The sequence below is a fragment of the Caballeronia zhejiangensis genome, assembly GCF_022879815.1.
In the GTDB taxonomy this organism is placed as follows: Bacteria; Pseudomonadota; Gammaproteobacteria; order Burkholderiales; family Burkholderiaceae; genus Caballeronia; species Caballeronia zhejiangensis.
The window spans coordinates 821324-838207 of sequence record NZ_CP084284.1 but is presented as its reverse complement, the minus strand read 5'-3'; the positions used below and the strand labels follow the sequence as shown (position 1 = coordinate 838207).

General features: G+C 63.3%; 11 protein-coding genes. 10 read left to right on the top strand and 1 reads right to left on the bottom strand.

What is annotated here, in order from left to right:
* The first annotated feature begins 139 nt into the window (after positions 1-139).
* Positions 140-1987: a DUF3857 domain-containing transglutaminase family protein gene (locus tag LDZ23_RS18360; protein ID WP_008353240.1), complete on the top strand. Its 1848-nt coding sequence runs from the start codon at positions 140-142 to the stop codon at positions 1985-1987.
* Positions 1988-1990: 3 nt separating this feature from the next.
* Here the strand turns inward: LDZ23_RS18360 and LDZ23_RS18355 are convergent, their stop codons facing one another.
* On the bottom strand, positions 1991-3922 hold the full coding sequence (locus tag LDZ23_RS18355) for an SUMF1/EgtB/PvdO family nonheme iron enzyme (protein WP_008353241.1): 1932 nt from the start codon (positions 3920-3922) through the stop codon (positions 1991-1993).
* Positions 3923-4240: 318 nt separating this feature from the next.
* Here LDZ23_RS18355 and LDZ23_RS18350 point away from each other — a divergent pair, with 318 nt between their 5' ends.
* From LDZ23_RS18350 to LDZ23_RS18310, 9 genes are all read left to right on the top strand, one after another.
* Positions 4241-4678, top strand: coding sequence for a DUF4399 domain-containing protein (locus LDZ23_RS18350; protein WP_033537047.1), 438 nt, complete (start codon positions 4241-4243; stop codon positions 4676-4678).
* Between the two features lie 27 nt (positions 4679-4705).
* Positions 4706-5164 carry a DUF4399 domain-containing protein gene (locus LDZ23_RS18345; protein WP_008353243.1) on the top strand — a complete coding sequence of 153 codons (459 nt, stop codon included), beginning with the start codon at positions 4706-4708 and terminating at the stop codon, positions 5162-5164.
* 341 nt (positions 5165-5505) lie between these two features.
* On the top strand, positions 5506-5805 hold the full coding sequence (locus tag LDZ23_RS18340; protein WP_008353246.1) for a hypothetical protein: 300 nt from the start codon (positions 5506-5508) through the stop codon (positions 5803-5805).
* Positions 5806-6120: 315 nt separating this feature from the next.
* Positions 6121-7533, top strand: a complete 1413-nt coding sequence (locus tag LDZ23_RS18335) for an efflux transporter outer membrane subunit (RefSeq protein ID WP_239294402.1) — start codon at positions 6121-6123, stop codon at positions 7531-7533.
* Positions 7534-7784: 251 nt separating this feature from the next.
* Entirely contained in the window at positions 7785-10310 is a 2526-nt protein-coding gene (locus LDZ23_RS18330; protein ID WP_244808204.1) for an FHA domain-containing protein, read from the top strand.
* Positions 10288-11661 carry a beta-barrel domain-containing protein gene (locus tag LDZ23_RS18325; RefSeq protein ID WP_008353252.1) on the top strand — a complete coding sequence of 458 codons (1374 nt, stop codon included), beginning with the start codon at positions 10288-10290 and terminating at the stop codon, positions 11659-11661. The genes LDZ23_RS18330 and LDZ23_RS18325 overlap by 23 nt, the downstream gene beginning before the upstream one ends.
* A gap of 73 nt (positions 11662-11734) precedes the next feature.
* A complete protein-coding gene (locus LDZ23_RS18320) occupies positions 11735-12487 on the top strand; it encodes a peptidylprolyl isomerase (protein WP_008353254.1) in 753 nt (250 codons plus the stop codon).
* Positions 12488-12508: 21 nt separating this feature from the next.
* Positions 12509-15568 (top strand): peptidase domain-containing ABC transporter, encoded by a 3060-nt coding sequence (locus LDZ23_RS18315; RefSeq protein ID WP_008353255.1) that lies wholly within the window; start codon positions 12509-12511, stop codon positions 15566-15568.
* Positions 15565-16878 (top strand): sigma-54 interaction domain-containing protein, encoded by a 1314-nt coding sequence (locus LDZ23_RS18310; RefSeq protein ID WP_008353257.1) that lies wholly within the window; start codon positions 15565-15567, stop codon positions 16876-16878. The genes LDZ23_RS18315 and LDZ23_RS18310 overlap by 4 nt, the downstream gene beginning before the upstream one ends.
* Positions 16879-16884: the final 6 nt, after the last annotated feature.

Here is a 16884-nt window from a genome sequence, read left to right as displayed (position 1 = left end):
GCGCTTCGATTCGTCCCAGGATTCGTCGCACTTTTGATCCGGTTGAACGGGCGTGCGCGGCCGCCATGTCCTCCTGTACGATGAGTTTTCCCTTGCGCGGCGCGGACACTTCGACATGGCACGTCGCAACATTTCCCGGATGGCGTGCTACATCGCGTTCGCGTGCGCGTGGCCGTGCGCGGCGGTCGCGGCGGACGAAGACCCGTCGACGATCGTCAGCGACGTTCATGAGTTCGTCGTCGCGAGCGACGGCTCGCTCACCGAAGACGACATCACCGTGCTGCGCGCGAACACGTCGGCGGGCGTCGACGAAATCGCGCAGCGCTACGTCTGGTATGACAAGAGCGTGTCGAAGGTGGAGATCGTCGAGGCCTATTCGATCGATGCGAGCGGCGCGCGCCACGACGTCTCGCCGGATCAGATCCGCGACGTTCAGGAGCCGCGCTCGGCGGGCGCGCCGACGTTTCAGGACGCGAAACTGCGCGCGGTGATCTTTCCGGCGATGGGCATCCGCTCGACCGTGCATCTGCGTTTTCGCAAGAGCCAGGCGGCGGCGGTCATTCCCGGGCAATTCAACTATTACGTCGATCCGGGGCAGCGGCCCGTCGTGCAGCAGACGCTCGTCTTCGATCTGCCCGCCGACAAGCCGCTTTATGCCGATGCGCGCGGCTATGTCGCCGAGCCGCCCGTCACGGCGAACGGGCGCACGCGTTACGCGTTCACGTACCGGCACGATCGTTTCGCGCGCATCGAAAGCGGCTCCGTGGGCTATGCGCAATACGGCGATCGGCTGATGGTCACGACCTTTCCCGATTACGCGAGCTTCGCGAAGGCCTACCGCGACGCCGCCGCCGATCCGGGCGCGACCGATCCCGCAATCCGCGCGCTCGCGCAATCGCTCACGCAAAACGCCGCCGACGACCGCGCCAAAGCCAAAACGCTCTACGACTGGGTGCGTCACCATATCCGCTACGTCGCGATGTTCATCGGGCAGAGTCCGGCCGTGCCGCATCGCGTGACGGACGTGCTCGCGAATCGCTACGGCGATTGCAAGGATCACGTCGCGCTCTACGGCGCGCTGCTCGATGCCGTCGGCATTCGCAACGAGCCCGCGCTCATCGGGCTCGGTTCGGTCTATACGCTGCCGTCGGTGCCCGGTTACGGATCGGGCGCGATCAACCACATCGTCACCTGGCTGCCGGATCTGAACGTGTTCGCGGACAGCACGGCGGCGAGCGTCGAATTCGGCTTTCTGCCGCTCGCCGACATGGACCGGCCCGCGCTGCTCGTGAATACCGGCGCGCTGGCCCGCACGCCCGCGACGCAGCCGCTCGCGCGCACGGCACGGCTGCAGATCGAGGTCGCGGACAAGGGCGAGGCGAATTTCGCCTACTGGGTCGAGGACGCGGGATGGAGCGCGGAAATCGAGCGGATCAACCTGCGTCTCGCGAATGCGCAACGGCGCGACCAGATCGCGGCGGACCGGCTCCGTTACACGAATCTGCGCGGCGCGGGGGCGTTGACGACGAGCGACGTCGATGCAACCGGCGGCCCGTTCGCGACGACGCTGCGCGGCACGCTCGACGACATCGTCTGGCCGACGGGCACGACGGCATTGCCCGCGCTGTCGAGCCTGTCGGGCGGCATCGCGACGGCGGTGCGCAACTGGCTCGCCGAGCGCACGCGCACGCAGCCGTATCTGTGCATCGGCGGCACGTTCGACGAAACCGCGCAGATCACGCTGCCGAAGACGACGCACGTCGCCGAAGTGCCCGACGATCTCGATCTGACAAGCGATGTTTTTCGTTATCGCGCGCGCTATGTGTTCGATCCGTCGACCAACGTGATCCAGATATCGCGCACGCTCGACGCCCGCTTCGGCAGGCAAGTCTGCACGCCCGACGATTTTCGGGCGGCGCTGCCGCTGCTCAAGAAAATCGAGCGGGACACGCAGGCGCAGATCATCCTGAAAGCGCTGGGCGGATGAACCTCACTCCATGTCCCGCGCGACGCGAAAGCCGTTCTGCGATTGCCGCACGCTCGAGCTGTACTTGAAGCGCGTCGCCGACTGCATGTAGGCCGCGCCTTCGCGCCACGAGCCGCCGCGAATCACGCGCACGCTGCACGACGGATCGTCCCAGGCGCGGCCATCGGCGGGCGCGTTCTTGTAGGAACTGTGCCAGCAGTCGGCGACCCATTCCCAGACGCTGCCGTTCATGTCGTAGAGGCCGTACGGGTTCGCGGCGAACGATCCGACCGGCGTCGGCGCTTCGGGCTTGTACGGATCGCCGCAATCCTTGCAGTCGGCGGTGCCTTTTTTCATCTGATCGCCCCACCAGTACGTCGATTGCGTGCCGCCGCGCGCGGCGTATTCCCATTCCGCTTCCGTCGGCAAGCGATACGGCTTGCCGCCCACCTTGCTCAGCCATTTGACGTAGACCTGCGCGTCGTCCCAGCTCACGTTGCGCATCGGCGCGTTGCCGGGCGGCGTCGATTCGCCTTCGGGCGCGACGCGCGTGCATGCGCCCGCATCGGCGCAGGCGTTCCATTGCTCGACGGTGACTTCGTATTTGCCGATGGCGAACGCACGCCCGACCGACACGCGATGCGGCGGCTTCTCGGCGGGATCGTCGTTGTTGCTGCCCATCGTGAAGCTGCCCGCGGCGATCGGGATCAGCACAGGGCACGCCGGGCAATCCTTGATCTCGCCGCCGCTCGCCGTCTTGGCGGCCGGTTTGGTGGTCACGGCGGCGGGCGGCGCGGCAGGCGCTGCCGCCGTGCTCGGGCGCGGTTTTTCAGGCGCGGCAGCGGTAGCCGGCGCGGACGGCGCGGGCGTCGGCTTCGGCGCGGGTGCGGGTGCGGCCGGTGCGGCGGTCGCGGCAGGTGGCGCGGAAGCGGCGGGCTTTGCATTTCCGGCTGCGCGCAAACGCTCGATGCGCGCCTTCGCGAGCGCCGCGAATCGGCCGTTCGGATAAGCCTTCAAATAGGCTTCGTAATCGCTCGGATAGGTGCTGTCCTTGATCGAATCCCAGAACGTCAGTTCGTACTGCTCGTTGCTGTCTTTCGGCAGAATGCCGCGCGTGCGGACGATGCTGGCGGATTCGGCAGGCACGATGGCGGTCGCGTCCGCTATACGCATGTTCGACGTCGTATCGGCGATGGCGAAGCCGTCATCGAGCGTGGACGCGATCCACGGCCGCTGCGCGCCATGCGATGCCCGCGCGACATCCGATGCCGCCGCAGCGAACGCCGCCGGCGTCACCGATGACCGCGCGCCCAACGCGTGCAGCAACGCCGCGGTATAGCGCCCGTTGCGCGCGTCTTCGGATGCGGCATCGCCCGTCGCAGCCGCATACGCGACGAGCGTGCGCGGCGGCAGCGTCCACGTCCGCGCGCGCGTTGTCTCGAAGGGATCGGTGAGACACATGTCGAGCACGACGATGTTCGCCGCGTCCGGCCGCGCCCGCGTGATGCGCTCGACGATGTCCCGCGCGGAAATCGCATCGCGCACGAGCGTCGCGGGGCGTTGCTCGCGCGCGTCGAGCGGCACGAGCAACGCATCGCCGCCCGCCTGCAATCCGTGGCCGGCGAAATAGACGAGCGCCGTATCGTCGGGGCCGAGGCGCGCGGCGAACGCATCGAGTGCCTGGCGCATCGCGGCTTCGTCGAGATTCGTGCGGCGCGTGACGTCGAAACCGAGCGCGCTCAGCGCGATGCTCATGTCGTCGGCATCGCGCGATGCGCTCGCGAGCGGCTGATCGAGATAGTCGGCATTGCCGATCACGAGCGCGAGATGACGGGGCGCGTGTGCGATCGTCGAGATCGGGGAAGAGGGCGGCGCTGTGACCGATGCCGCGTTCGCTGATACGAGCGTCTGGCCGATCGTCAGGACAACGCTCGCGATAAGAAGAGTTCGCCACATGTTCACACCCTGTCCGTCCGGCTTTGAGTGGAGGGCATCGCACTGCATTCGCGTGCGATGCCAACGCTTCGGGTACGGCATCAACAACGATAGCACGCGCTCAGACGCCGCTTAATCCCCTGAAAGGAGGTATTCGTCATGAGGTTAATCAGGCCCCCCGCGTGACCGTATCTTTTTTAAACGTTACGTCCTAATCTAAAAACCAGCGACGCAGCATCAGGTAATCCGCATCGCGCTCGAGCACGAGCGTTCGTCCGTGCCCGGAGCGATTTCCCTGGCCCATCCGCGAGGCCTTTCAACGAGAGAGGCGTGCATAACATGCTGAGAAGAACCGTGCTTGGCGCGCTGGCTTCCCTGGCCGCATTGGCCGCCGATTCGTCGTTTTCCGCCGCGCGTGCCCGCACGCCCGCGCCGCCGAACGCCGAGGCGTACATCATCTGGCCGCCGGACGGGGCCGTGATCACGGGCGGCAAGCTATGGGTGCGCATGGGCTTGCGCAACATGGGCGTATGTCCGAAGGGCGTCGATCTGCCGAACGTGGGGCATCACCATCTGCTCGTCGATACCGATCTGCCGCCGCTCGATCAGGAGATCCCGTCCGATCGCAATCACCTGCATTACGGCGCGGGCGAAACCGATGCTCGCCTCGAATTGCCGCCGGGCAAGCACACCTTGCAGTTGCTGATGGGCGACTACAACCACGTTCCGCACGACCCGCCGGTGTATTCGAAGAAGATCACGATCATCGTGAAATGAGCTGTGCACTTGCCGAGGGCACATGACATGAACAAACGATCCGCTGATGCGCTCGCGCTGCCGCGTTCGCTCCTCGTCGCCGCCACGCTCGCGACGGCGTTCGCCGCGCCTCATGCACTCGCCGGGACGACGCCCGCGCCGGCCAACGCGTATGCGTACATCGGCTTTCCGAACGATGGCCAGACCGTGCCCGCGGGCAAGCCGTTCCGCGTCTGGTTCGGGCTGCGTTTCATGGGCGTCGCGCCGCGCGGCGTGAAGTTTCCGAACACGGGGCATCATCATTTGCTGATCGATGTGGACCTGCCGCCGATGGATCAGGAGATTCCATCGGATCGCAATCATCTGCACTACGGCGCCGGCGAGACCGAAACGATGATCGAACTGCCGCCGGGCAAGCACACGCTTCAGCTTTTGATGGGCGATGACAAGCACATACCGCATAACCCGCCCGTCTATTCCCGAAAGATCACGATCTACGTCAAGTAAGTCCGGGCGCCGCGTGATGCATCGAGCGGCGCCTTTCCCGATTGCTTTCATCCAACTCGTATCCGCGTGCGTATCGCGGAGGGGATCGTTCGTCCCCTGCAAATCGCACGGGTGTTGCCGGGCAACAGACAGTGAAGATCGGAAGTGTCGGGCGGGCAGCATCATCGGCTTAGAAGGACAGATGCAGCGTAAATCGGCGCAGCCCATATGCAGCGCGGCGCGCAGAGAAAAACGCATGACGCATGACGCGATTGGCACAGCCTGTGCATTGAATGGCGGCGAGCAGACAAGTTGCTCCGAGCCACCACCGAATGCGCGACGCGCACCCAAGGAGAGCGGAAATGAAGACGCTGACCATCAAGGACCTTCCCGTCACCGAAGATCTCGACACGCGTGCAATGTCGGCGGTGCGCGGCGGCTCCGCGGTCCTGTTTCCCGGCTTCATCTCGATGAACGGCACGACGCTCTCGATGCCGTTCAATCCGCAGCAGATCATCAATCAGACGCAGACGACGTTCAATCAGAACGGCAGCAACATCGCCTTCGCCGAAGCGCTGAAGTCGCAGTCGACAGTCACGCCGACGCAGAGCGCGAAGAACATCGCCAACGTGAACTTCGGCATCGCGGGCGATCTCGCATAAGCGAAACGTCGCGAGGAATGAACCGCATATCGGTGCGGTAAGCATCGAGGTAGTCGCAGCAAAGGCGGGGCGCGGGGAGCTTCGCCGTAACACCGCCCTCAGCATCGGGCGTAGTGGTTCGCGCGCGGGTCGCATCCGTCGCCGGACCGCGTCACGACGACGCGCGACGTGCCTCAAGAGCACGCGCGCGCAACGTGACTTAACCCGTATGGAGTCGCGGCGCGCCGTGTGATTTACTTGAATGACCGGACGGCCGGCGCCGTGCTTCTCACCCATGAAACTGACCGTCGGTGCGCGTTCACCGGGAGCGAGATCGTGCGAGCCTTGTTGCCATCGTTAGGGCTGGTTGCAGCCGCGCTGCTTTCGGGCTGCATCGACGTGACGCCGCCGACGTATCAGCGGCCCGACACGCCCGAGAAAACCGCCTTCACGAAGACCGACGCAGCGAAGGTCGCCGCATCCGACACGATCCGGCCCGACTGGTGGAAGCAGTTCAACGACCCGTATCTCGACTCGCTGGTTGAAAAGGCCATCAGCGGCAACTTCGACATCAAGGTGCTGGCCGCGCGCATCCAGGTGGCGGGCGCGCAGATCGGCGAGGCGCGCGCGGGCGCGTTGCCGTCGATGGATCTCGGCGCGGGCGCGAGCTTCGAGAAGACGACCGGCCAGCAGTTCTCGAAGCAGTACAACCTGGCGACGCAGGTGAGCTGGGACATCGATATCTGGGGCTCGGTGGAGAAGGGCGTGCAGGCGCAGAAAGCCGAATTCCGCGCGACCGAGGCCGACTGGCGCGCCGGTTATCTCGAACTCGTCGCACTCGTCTCGACGACGTACTTCCAGATTCTCCAGTTCGACGATCAGATCGATCAGCAGAAGCAGACCATCGCGACCAACCAGCAGATCCTGACGATCTTCGAAGGCATGCAGAAGAACGGCCTCGTGCCGAAGACGCAGGTGCTCACGCAGCGCGCCGAACTCAACCGGCTGACGCGCGAGTTGCTGGAGTTGCGCCGCTCGCGCGATCTCGCGAACAACGCGCTCTCGACGCTGATGGGCGTGCCGGCAGGCGAGTTCCGGATGCCCGACGGCAAGCTGCAAAAGCGCGTGCAGATTCCGCCGGTGCCGGAGGGATTGCCATCGCAGTTGCTCGCGCGTCGCCCCGATCTGATCGCGGCCGAATATCGCGTGCTCGAAGCGTATGACCTCGTCGGCCAGGCGAAGCTCGCGCAACTGCCGACCATCAACCTGACCGGACGCGCGGGCACTGCAAGCTTTCAACTGACCGATCTCCTGAAGATCTTCACGCTGAGTTTCGTGCCGAGCATCAATATCCCGATTCTCGATCCGTCCGTGCGCGCTCACGTCAAGACGACCGAGGCGCAGACGACGGTGGCCGAACAGCAATATCGCAGCACGGTGATGAACGCGTTCGAAGAAGTGGAGAACGCGCTGGTCAATCTCGATTCGCATACGAAGCAGCGCGTCGAGCTGCAACAGGAAGTGGATCAGTTGACGATCGTCGCCGCGCAGATCGACGCGCAACTGAAAGAGGGCGTGATCTCGCAGCTTCAGGTGTTCGAGACGGAGCGCACGCTGCTCGCGGCGCAACTCGCGCTGCTCGCGAACCATCAGCAAATTCTGTCGGACACGGTGACGCTTTATAAGGCGCTCGGCGGCGGCTGGCCGACCGTCGATGTGCAAAGCGCAAGCAAGGACGGATTGAAGTGAAGCACTCCATGAATAATGTGCACCAAATTAATAATATGAATTGCTAACGATCGTGCCGGATCGCTCATGGATGGCGTGATGCAGCGGTGCAGCACGATTGACTACGACGATGCGTGACTTAAACTCTCAACAGCCGCCGGCTGCAAATGACTTCGATTACGGCGCGGTCCAACTTGTCCATGCGCCCGACGTTGCCGGGCAATCCTCTGGCGCGTCGGCGGCAGCGGCTGGACGTACCTCGTGACATGGACATGGCTCAAGGCTTTTCCGTGGCGGATCCGCAGCCGAGCGTGGGCGAGGCGTTCGACGTCGTCCTGAAGCCCGCGCCGCATGGCGAGCTTGCGCGCGAGCTGGCGGAGAGACTCACGGAGATCCGTATCGACGAAAATCTCTTCGCTATCGGCCGCGCCGAAGCGCCGTTCGATACGAGTCCGCCCGAAGCCGTGGCGCAGCTCTCGCGCCGTCATGCGCGCATCTTCATCGAGCACGGGTTCGTCTATATCGCCGATCTCGCCAGCAAGAACGGCACGGCCGTAAATGGCACGCCCGTGCGCGAGACGCCCGCGCGCGTGCGAAGCGGCGATGTCATTTCGTTCGGCAGCAAGCTGTCGTATCGCGTGCAGTTCGCGCCGCGCGCGCGGCGTCTGAATGCGCCGAAACCAATCGGCCTCACGCTCACGCCGCAGCGCGACGATCTCGGTCTTCAGCCGATCGAACTCGCGCAGTTTCCGTTTCTCGTCAGCAAGACCGACGACACGTTTTCGCGTTATCGCGATGAGTATCCGCATCAGGTCAATTACGTGTCACGGCGCCACGCGCATGTGTTCATCAAGGGCGGCGCGCCGTTCGTCGAGGACCTCGGCAGCACCAATGGCACGTTCGTGAACGGCGAGCGGCTCGGCGCGTCGGCGGTCGAACTGAAGAACGGCGATACCGTCGCGTTCGGCGGAACGCACTTCGCGTACGTGGTGCATCTGCACGGCGACGAAAGCGAATCGACGCTCACGGAAATTGTCGCGCAGGTCGCCGCGCCATCGCACGACGACGAATCCGACAGCGACAAGACGACCTTCGTCGGCTCGGCGCATTCGTTTCTCGACATCTTCTGCGTCGATCAGGCCGCGGCGCGCGAGGATGAAGTCAACGAAGAGGCGCAGCCGACACCCGCCGAGGAAAAGCGCCCGGACGCGCGCGCCGCGAAGCGCAGCAAGTTCGGGCTCTTCGTGTCGGAGTTGCGCCGTGTGCTCGCGAACGACGATGCGCGCGCCGCGCGCCGCGCGCGCATCATCGTGGCGTGCGTGCTGACGGCGCTCGTTGCAGTCGGCGCCGCGCTTTTCTATAGCGGTTCGAACGAGCGTGAGGCCAAATCGCTGATGGAGCACGGCGAGTACGCCGAGGCCGCGGCCGTCACGAACGATTATCTGAAGACGCATCCGAAGGACGCGCCGTTCACGTCGATGAACACCGAGGCCGTGCTCAAGTCGAACGTGCCGCGCTGGCTTGCTGCACTGAAAAAGGGCGATTTCGCGAACGCAGACGCGATCATCGCGCAGATGCGTTCGCTCAGCGAGCACAACGCAGACGTGCATTCGCTTATCGACGAACTCGAATGGATCGGCAAGCTGGAAAGCTTTGTGATGAGCCGTGGCGGCGCCGAAGCGCCGATCCGCATGTACGGCGACGAGCCGCGCATCGGCGCAATCCTGAAGCATTGGGAAGCGGACGCGGCGGGACATCAGCGCGATCTGGACCGCATCGCGGGCTATGTGCCCGAGTTCCGCGATCCGTATGCGCTCGCGCTGAGTCATCTGCGCAAGCTGCAAAGCGACGATTCGGTGTATCTCGCGGCCATCGAGAGGCTCGATGCCAGCATCGCGAAGAATCTCGGCCAGGACGATCCCGATGCGATCGGCGCGGCGTTGAAGGAATATGCGGACAAGTATCCGCGGCTCGCGGGTCTCGATCGCGTGCGCGCCGATCTCGATGCCTACGCGGGCTTGCGACGCAGCATCAACGGTGCGAGCCTCGCGCCGCTCGCGGGTTCGGTCAGCAAGGCCCATTTCTCGACGCCGCCGTTCCAGGAAAAATTTCGGCAGATGACCGCGAGCCAGTTGCCGCCGCCCGACGTGCTCGCGCAATACACGAGCGTCGCGGATGCATGGAATCGCGGACAGAGCGCGCAGGCGATCGACGCGCTGCAAAAGCTGCCTCAAGGCTCGTGGACGCAGACCGTGCAGAAGGAACTCGCGCACAAGAAAGCCGTGGCCGCGCAGTTCGCCGAGCTGCAAAAGGCGCGCGGCTCGAAGGGCTACGAAGACGCGCTGCTGTCGTTCTACGAGACGCTCGATCTCGAGAGCGACGCGTTCTACGCGAAAGCTGTCGCGCCTGAATTCACCGCGTTGAAGGACAGGGCGACGGCCCGCGCGCAAGCGTTGATGACGCAGGCGCAAACGTCGTGGCAGCAGTATCGGACGAACGGCGGCATCGGCGGATCGCAGCGGCTCGAATCGGGCGTCTCGGATGTGTTCCGGACGCAGGCACGGCTGCTGTCCGACGCGGAAGACGCGGCCACGCGCGGCATGCGTATTTTCCGGCAGGTTAAGGCGGACAGCGCGACGGCGAAGTGGACCGCGCTCGCCAATGAGATCAGCACCGAAGCGGATCTGCAACGGCGTTCGCTGCAGGATCTGCGGATGGTGCTCGAACCGGGGCTTCTCAATACCAAGCTGAGTCTGATCGGCGGAGGCACGAGCAGTGAAGAGAGACGCACACCTTAAGCCGCTGTCGGAGGCGCTAGGCGAACACGGCGCCGAAGGCATCGCGATTCTCACGGCGGAGCCCGCGCGGCTCACGCAGGGCCTTGTCTTCGCGATGGTGGCGCTCGTCGCGTCGGCGCTCGTGTGGTCGTTCGTCGGCCATGCGGACGTGATGGTGACGGCGCAAGGCACGCTCGCGCCGGAATCGGAAGTGCGGCGTTTCTATGCGCCGATCGACGGCGAGCTCGCCGATCTCTATATCGCCGAAGGGCAGCCCGTGCGCAAGGACGATGTCGTCGCGCGCCTGAATGCGCGCGGTGCGATCGAAGCGGCGACCAATGCGCTCGAAGCGCAGCTCAAGCTCGACGATGCCGAGCGCGAATGGAAGCAGTTCCCCGAAAAGAAGCTGCTGATGGAGCGCAAGATCGCCGCGCTCAAGGATCAGATGGATGTGGAAGAGCATCAACATCAGCAGCGCGTGGCCGAAGGCACGAGCAAGCTCGCGGAAGGTCAGAAGGCGCAGTTGCAGGAAGCGCGCAGCACGCTCGAAAACGCGCGCCGCGCCCGCGATGCCGCGAAGGTCGAACTCGACCGCTTTCAGCGTCTGCTCGCGTTGCCGGGCGGCGGCGGCATTGCGGAAGCGCAGGTCGATCAGAAACGCAATGCCTATCTCGAAGCGGACGGCGCGTATCGCGTCGAGCAATCGCGGCTCGCGGAACTCGACTTCCGTCTGAGTCACGATTTCACGCAGGCCAAGCGTCAACTGGAAACGAGCGGTCAGGAAGCGACGAGCCTGCGTCTGCAATACGAAGCCGCGATGCGCGAAGTCGCGAGCACCGAAGACAAGTTGCGTTTGCAACTACAGACCGCGCGCCTCGTCGCGGATGCGGCCGCGCGCATCAAGTTCGAGAACATCGACAAGGACAATTTCCTGTTGATTCTCGCGCCGGTGTCCGGCGTGGTGACGGACGTGACATCGACGCAGCCCGGCGACAAGATACAGGCGAACACGCCGCTCGGCGGCATCGCGCCGGCCAATGCGAAGCCGGTGCTCAAGATCGAGATCGCCGAGCACGACCGCGCGTTTCTGCGCGAAGGGCAGCGGGTGAAGCTCAAGTTCAATGCGTTTCCTTATCAGCGCTATGGCGTGATCGAGGGCACGCTCGCGTTCATTTCGCCCGCGACCAAGCCGAGCCCGACGAGCAAGCAACCCGTCTACGAAGGACGCGTGACGCTCGATCGCGATTCCTATCAGATCGCGGACACGAAGTATCCGCTGCGTTACGGCATGACGGCGACCGCTGAGATCGTCGTGCGCGAGCGGCGCCTCATCGATCTCGGGCTGGATCCGTTCCGCAATGTAGCGGGATAAATATGGGGGGTTACACGGGCGCCGCAACGCGAACATGATGCGCAATTCAACATGGAACCGAACGGAGAACGATATGACGGCGATTGTGCGTATCGACGACGAAGTGGTCGACGTCGGCGAATTCATCAGGTTATTGAAGTTGAATGGTCAGTTCGACAGTCTCATCGAGCAGCTCGTGCGCGACAAGCTCACGGTGCGCGCGGCGAAGAAGTCGGGTATCGCCGTGAGCGACGATGAAATCCAGAATCGCGCCGATCAGTTTCGGCGCATTCGCGGTCTGCATCGCGCGGCGGACATGAACAATTATCTCGATGCGCTGCATGTGAGCCTCGACGAGTTCGAGGTCTTCATCACCGACACGCTGTATCAGGAAAAGATGCTCGACAAGGTAGGCACGGCGCGCGAGATCGAAGAGTACTTCCAGCTCAACTCGCCGAAGTTCGACAGCATCGAAGTCAGTCATATCCTGCTCGACACCGAAGGCAGCGCGAAGGAAATGATCTCGTATCTGAACGACGATCCCGACAGCTTCGCCGACATGGCGCGCGAGCACTCGCTCGCCGACACGCGCGACGCGGGCGGCGTGATCGGCCGCGTGATGCGCGGACAGATGAAACCGGACGTCGAAGCGAAAGTCTTCAACGCGGAGGTCGGCGATCTGCTCGGGCCGTTCGTATCGGCGGACGGCGCATCGTATGAGATTTTCGCGGTGACGGCGAAGTATCCGGCGAAGCTCGACGAGGACGTGTCCGCGGAAATTCGCCGCCTGCTGCGCGAAGACTGGATGATGGCGCGTGCGCAGGAACACGTCATCGAAGCACGCTGATCGACCGGAACGCGACACGACATGGACGCTCCATCGAGCCTTGATTCGCCTGCCGACTTTCTTTCGTCGGTGGAGATTCTTTCGCCCTTCACGCGCGAGGAAATCGAGCAATTCGCGGCGCAAGCGGAGTCGCGGCGCTTCGGTTTCGGCGAGACCGTGTGCAACGCGGGCGATGCGGCCGATGGACTCTATATCGTGAAAGCGGGGTCCGTGCGTATCTTCACCGAAGAGCACGGCAAGGAAATCAGCATGGGGGTGAAGAAGGAGCGCGAGACCTTCGCGGATATCGCGATGCTGCGCGACTATCGCCATGAGTCGTCGGTGCGCTCCTCCGGCAAGACCGAGCTGCTGTTCATCCCGCGCACGGCGATCGACCCCGTCATCGCGAAGAATCCCGCCGCGCTCGCCTTCGTCACGAGCTATGTCGCCATTAACTCGGCGGGCGGCTTCGTCGCAAAGCTCTTCGATCTGCGCGGCAAGCTCGACAAGGCCGAACTCGAAGAATGCGTGCGCAGCGTCGGCGTGAAGCGTGTCGCGGAAGGCAAGGAGATTCTCAAGCAGGAGTCGCGCGACGACCGGCGTCTCTATGTCGTGCGGCAAGGCGAAGTGCGGATCGTGCGCGAAGAGGGCGGCGAGCGGCATGTGCTCGCGACGCTCGGTCCCGGCGAGATCTTCGGCGAGAAGGCCTGCGTGATGCGCCAGGAGCAGATGGCCTCCGCCATCGCGAGCACCGATACGCGCCTGCTCGTGATTCCCGAGAAGACCGTGCACTTCATCATCGAGCGAAACGTGAAGCTGCGCGAAGTGCTCGAAGAGCGCATCCGCTTCACCGAGCGCGAATTGCAGCGGCAGAAGAAGATTACCGAGCGCCGCAAGTTGCCCGCAATGCTCGATCTGCACACGAAGCCCGAACTAGGCGAGCGCGTCATCAAGCGCTTCGCGTGGATCGAGCAGGCGGAGGAGATGGATTGCGGCGCGGCCTGTCTCGCGATGATCTGCCGTCACTACGGCATCAACATGACGCTCGGCAAGCTGCGCGAACTGGCCAACGTCACGACATCCGGCGCGACGCTGGATTCACTCGCACGCGCCGGCGAATCGCTCGGCTTCACGACGCGCGGCGTGCAGTGCACGTTCGAATCGTTGCGCGGCTTCGAGATGCCGTTCATCGCGCATTGGGAGGGATACCACTACATCATCGTCTATGGCGTGTCGAGCGAGAACGTATGGGTCGCGGACCCGGCGATCGGCTTCAGGAAGATGACTGTCGGCGAGTTCGAGCGCGGCTGGAGCGGGACGTGTCTGCTTTTCACGCCGGGGCAGGATCTCACGCAAAAGGCCGTGTCGCGTTCGCCGTGGCTGCGTTTCGTCGGCTATCTGAAGCCGTACAAGAAGATCCTGCTGCATCTCTTTCTCGCGACCTTCGTCATTCAAGTGCTGGGCGTGATACCGCCGCTCATCATCCAGAACATTCTCGATGGCGTGATCGTGCATCAGAACGTGAACCTGCTTCATGTGCTGATCGCAGGGCTCATCATCGCGAGCCTGTTCACGCAGCTCATGACGACGATACGCGCGTATCTCGCGAACTTCATGGTCCGCAACATGGACTTCGCGATGATGTCGCAGTTCTTCAGGCACACGTTCTCGCTGCCGTTCGGCTTCTTCGCGAAGCGCAAGACCGGCGATGTGTTCGCGCGCTTCCAGGAGAATCACACGATTCGCGCGTTTCTCACCGAATCGACGGTATCGACCGTGCTGAACCTGCTGATGATCTTCATCTACTTCACGATCATGTTCCTCTACAACGTGAAGCTCACGTTGCTGCTGATCGCGTTCGTCATCCCGATGATGGTGCTCACGGTCGTCGCGACGCCGCGCATCAAGCAGAACGCGCGCGAAACGTTCTCAGCGGGAACGGATGCGCGTTCGTATCTGATGGAAGCACTCGGCGGCGTCGAAACGGTGAAGGGCATGGGTATCGAGCGCGCGGTGCGTCTCAAGTGGGAAAAGAAGTATGCGAAGTCGCTCGAAGTGCAATACAAGTCGCAGCGCTTCAATATCGTGGTGGGCTTGTGCAGCCAGTTGCTCAATGCGGCGACGACCATCGGCGTGTTATGGGTCGGCGCGAATCTCGTGCTTGCGCGCGAACTGACCATCGGGCAACTGATCGCGTTCAATGCCTACATGGGCAGCGTGCTCGCGCCGCTGATGGGTCTCATCAACTTGTGGAGCCTGCTGAACGATGCGGGCGTCGCGATGGAGCGGCTCGGCGACGTGCTCGATATCGAGCCGGAGCAGAAGCCCGAAGACATGCAGCAGCGCGTCATGCTGCCCGACCTGCAGGGCGATATCAGTTTCAACGGCGTGTACTTCCGTTATGGCGAAGGCGATGCGCCCTACGTGCTGGAGAACATCAGCTTCGATATCAAGCCGGGCGAGCTGATTGCGATCGTCGGGCGCAGCGGCTCCGGTAAAACGACGCTCGCGAAACTGCTCGTCGGTTTCTATGCGCCGAGCGAAGGCAAGATGACCGTCGATGGCTACGATATCAACGTCGTCGATAAAGGGTTCTTTCGCGCGCAGATCGGCTATGTGATGCAGAGCAACCTGCTGTTTTCGGGGACGATCGCGGAGAACATCGCGAGCGGCGATGAAGCGCCGGACAGAAGGCGTATCGAAGAAGTCGCGAAGATGGCCGACGCGCACGCGTTCATCGCGAAGATGCCGCTCGGTTATGAGCAGGTGGTCGGCGAGCGCGGCGTAGGGTTGTCGGGCGGACAGATTCAGCGCTTATGCATCGCGCGGGCGCTGTATCACGATCCACGTCTGCTCGTATTCGACGAAGCGACGTCCGCGCTCGATACGCAATCTGAAAGCAATATTCTCGGCAACATGCAGGAGATTTTGAAAGGGCGCACGGCGGTCATCATCGCGCACCGCCTTTCGACGATCATGCGCGCCGACAAGATTCTCGTGCTATACGAAGGCGGCATCGTCGAACAGGGCAAGCATGACGAACTCGTCGCGAGAAAGGGCATGTACTACCAACTCGTGCAAAAGCAACTGAGCGCAGCATGAAAATACTCGACCAACCGGAAAGCGATACCAGCGCGCCCGCGTCATCGGCGATTTCGTATGCGGGGCTCATCGAGAAGATCGAGATCTTGCGCTCGACGCTTCGATGGACCTCGCGGCTCGAGCGTCCCGAGATCGAAAAGCTGTTGCGGCAGGCGAGCACCCTGCGCGACGAAGTCATGCAACTGTCGCACAAGGAGCGCTTCGTGCAGGCGGCGGCCGCCGAACCGAAGCGCGATCTTCCGCCGGGCGCGCGGCGGCAGGCGCTGATCGAACGCAGCTTCGTATTCGAAGGCACGTTCGGCGATAACCCGAAGTTGCTGGAAGCGCTGGAAATCGCGGAAAAAGCCGCGCCGACGGACTTGCCGGTATTGATCGATGGCGAAAGCGGCACCGGCAAGGAATTGATGGCGAAGGTCATTCACGCGAACGGATCGCGTGCCGACAAGCCGTATATCTCGGTGAACTGCGGCGCGATTCCGGACAATCTGCTGGAGTCCGAACTATTCGGGCATCGCAAGGGCGCGTTCACCGGAGCGAGCAATGATCGCAAGGGAAAATTCGAAAGCGCACACACGGGCACGATCTTTCTCGATGAGATCGGCGAACTGCCTTTGCAGGGGCAGGTGAAGCTGTTGCGCGTACTGGAAGCGCATGAAATTCAGCGCGTGGGTTCGGACGAGCCCATCGCGGTGGATACGCGCATCGTCGCGGCAACCAATCGCAACTTGCGCAAGTTCTGCGACGAGGGGCGTTTTCGCGAGGATCTGTTTTATCGGCTGAGCGTCATTCATCTGACGCTGCCTGCTTTGCGTGAACGGCGCGATGAAATTCCGCTGCTGCTCGCGTATTTCGGCGACGAAGCGGCCGCGACATTGAAGCGCCGGCCGGTGAAGTTGTCGCCGCGGCTACGGGATTTTCTGCGCAACTATGACTATCCGGGGAACATCCGCGAGTTGCGGAACGTGGTGTACCGCCTCGCGTGTCTTGCGGGCGATATGGCCGACATCGATCATCTGCCGGTCGATATACGGCCGAAGTCATCGCTCTCGCTCGCAATGGGCGGGCCGGCGGCGAGCGGAAACGGCATCGCGACGGCGAGCTCGCTCGCGGAAGCGAAGCGCGTCGCCAGCGACGAAGCGGAGCGCGCGTTTCTCGAACGAGGCTTGCAGGAAACCGGCGGAACGGTGGCCGAGCTTGCGAGACGGTACGAGATGAACCGCTCGCATCTGCAGATGCTTTTGAAAAAGCACGGGCTGCATTCGAAGGAGTTTCGAGCGGCGGCGCAGAAGAACAAGGAGGCGGGCGGTTGAGCCGCC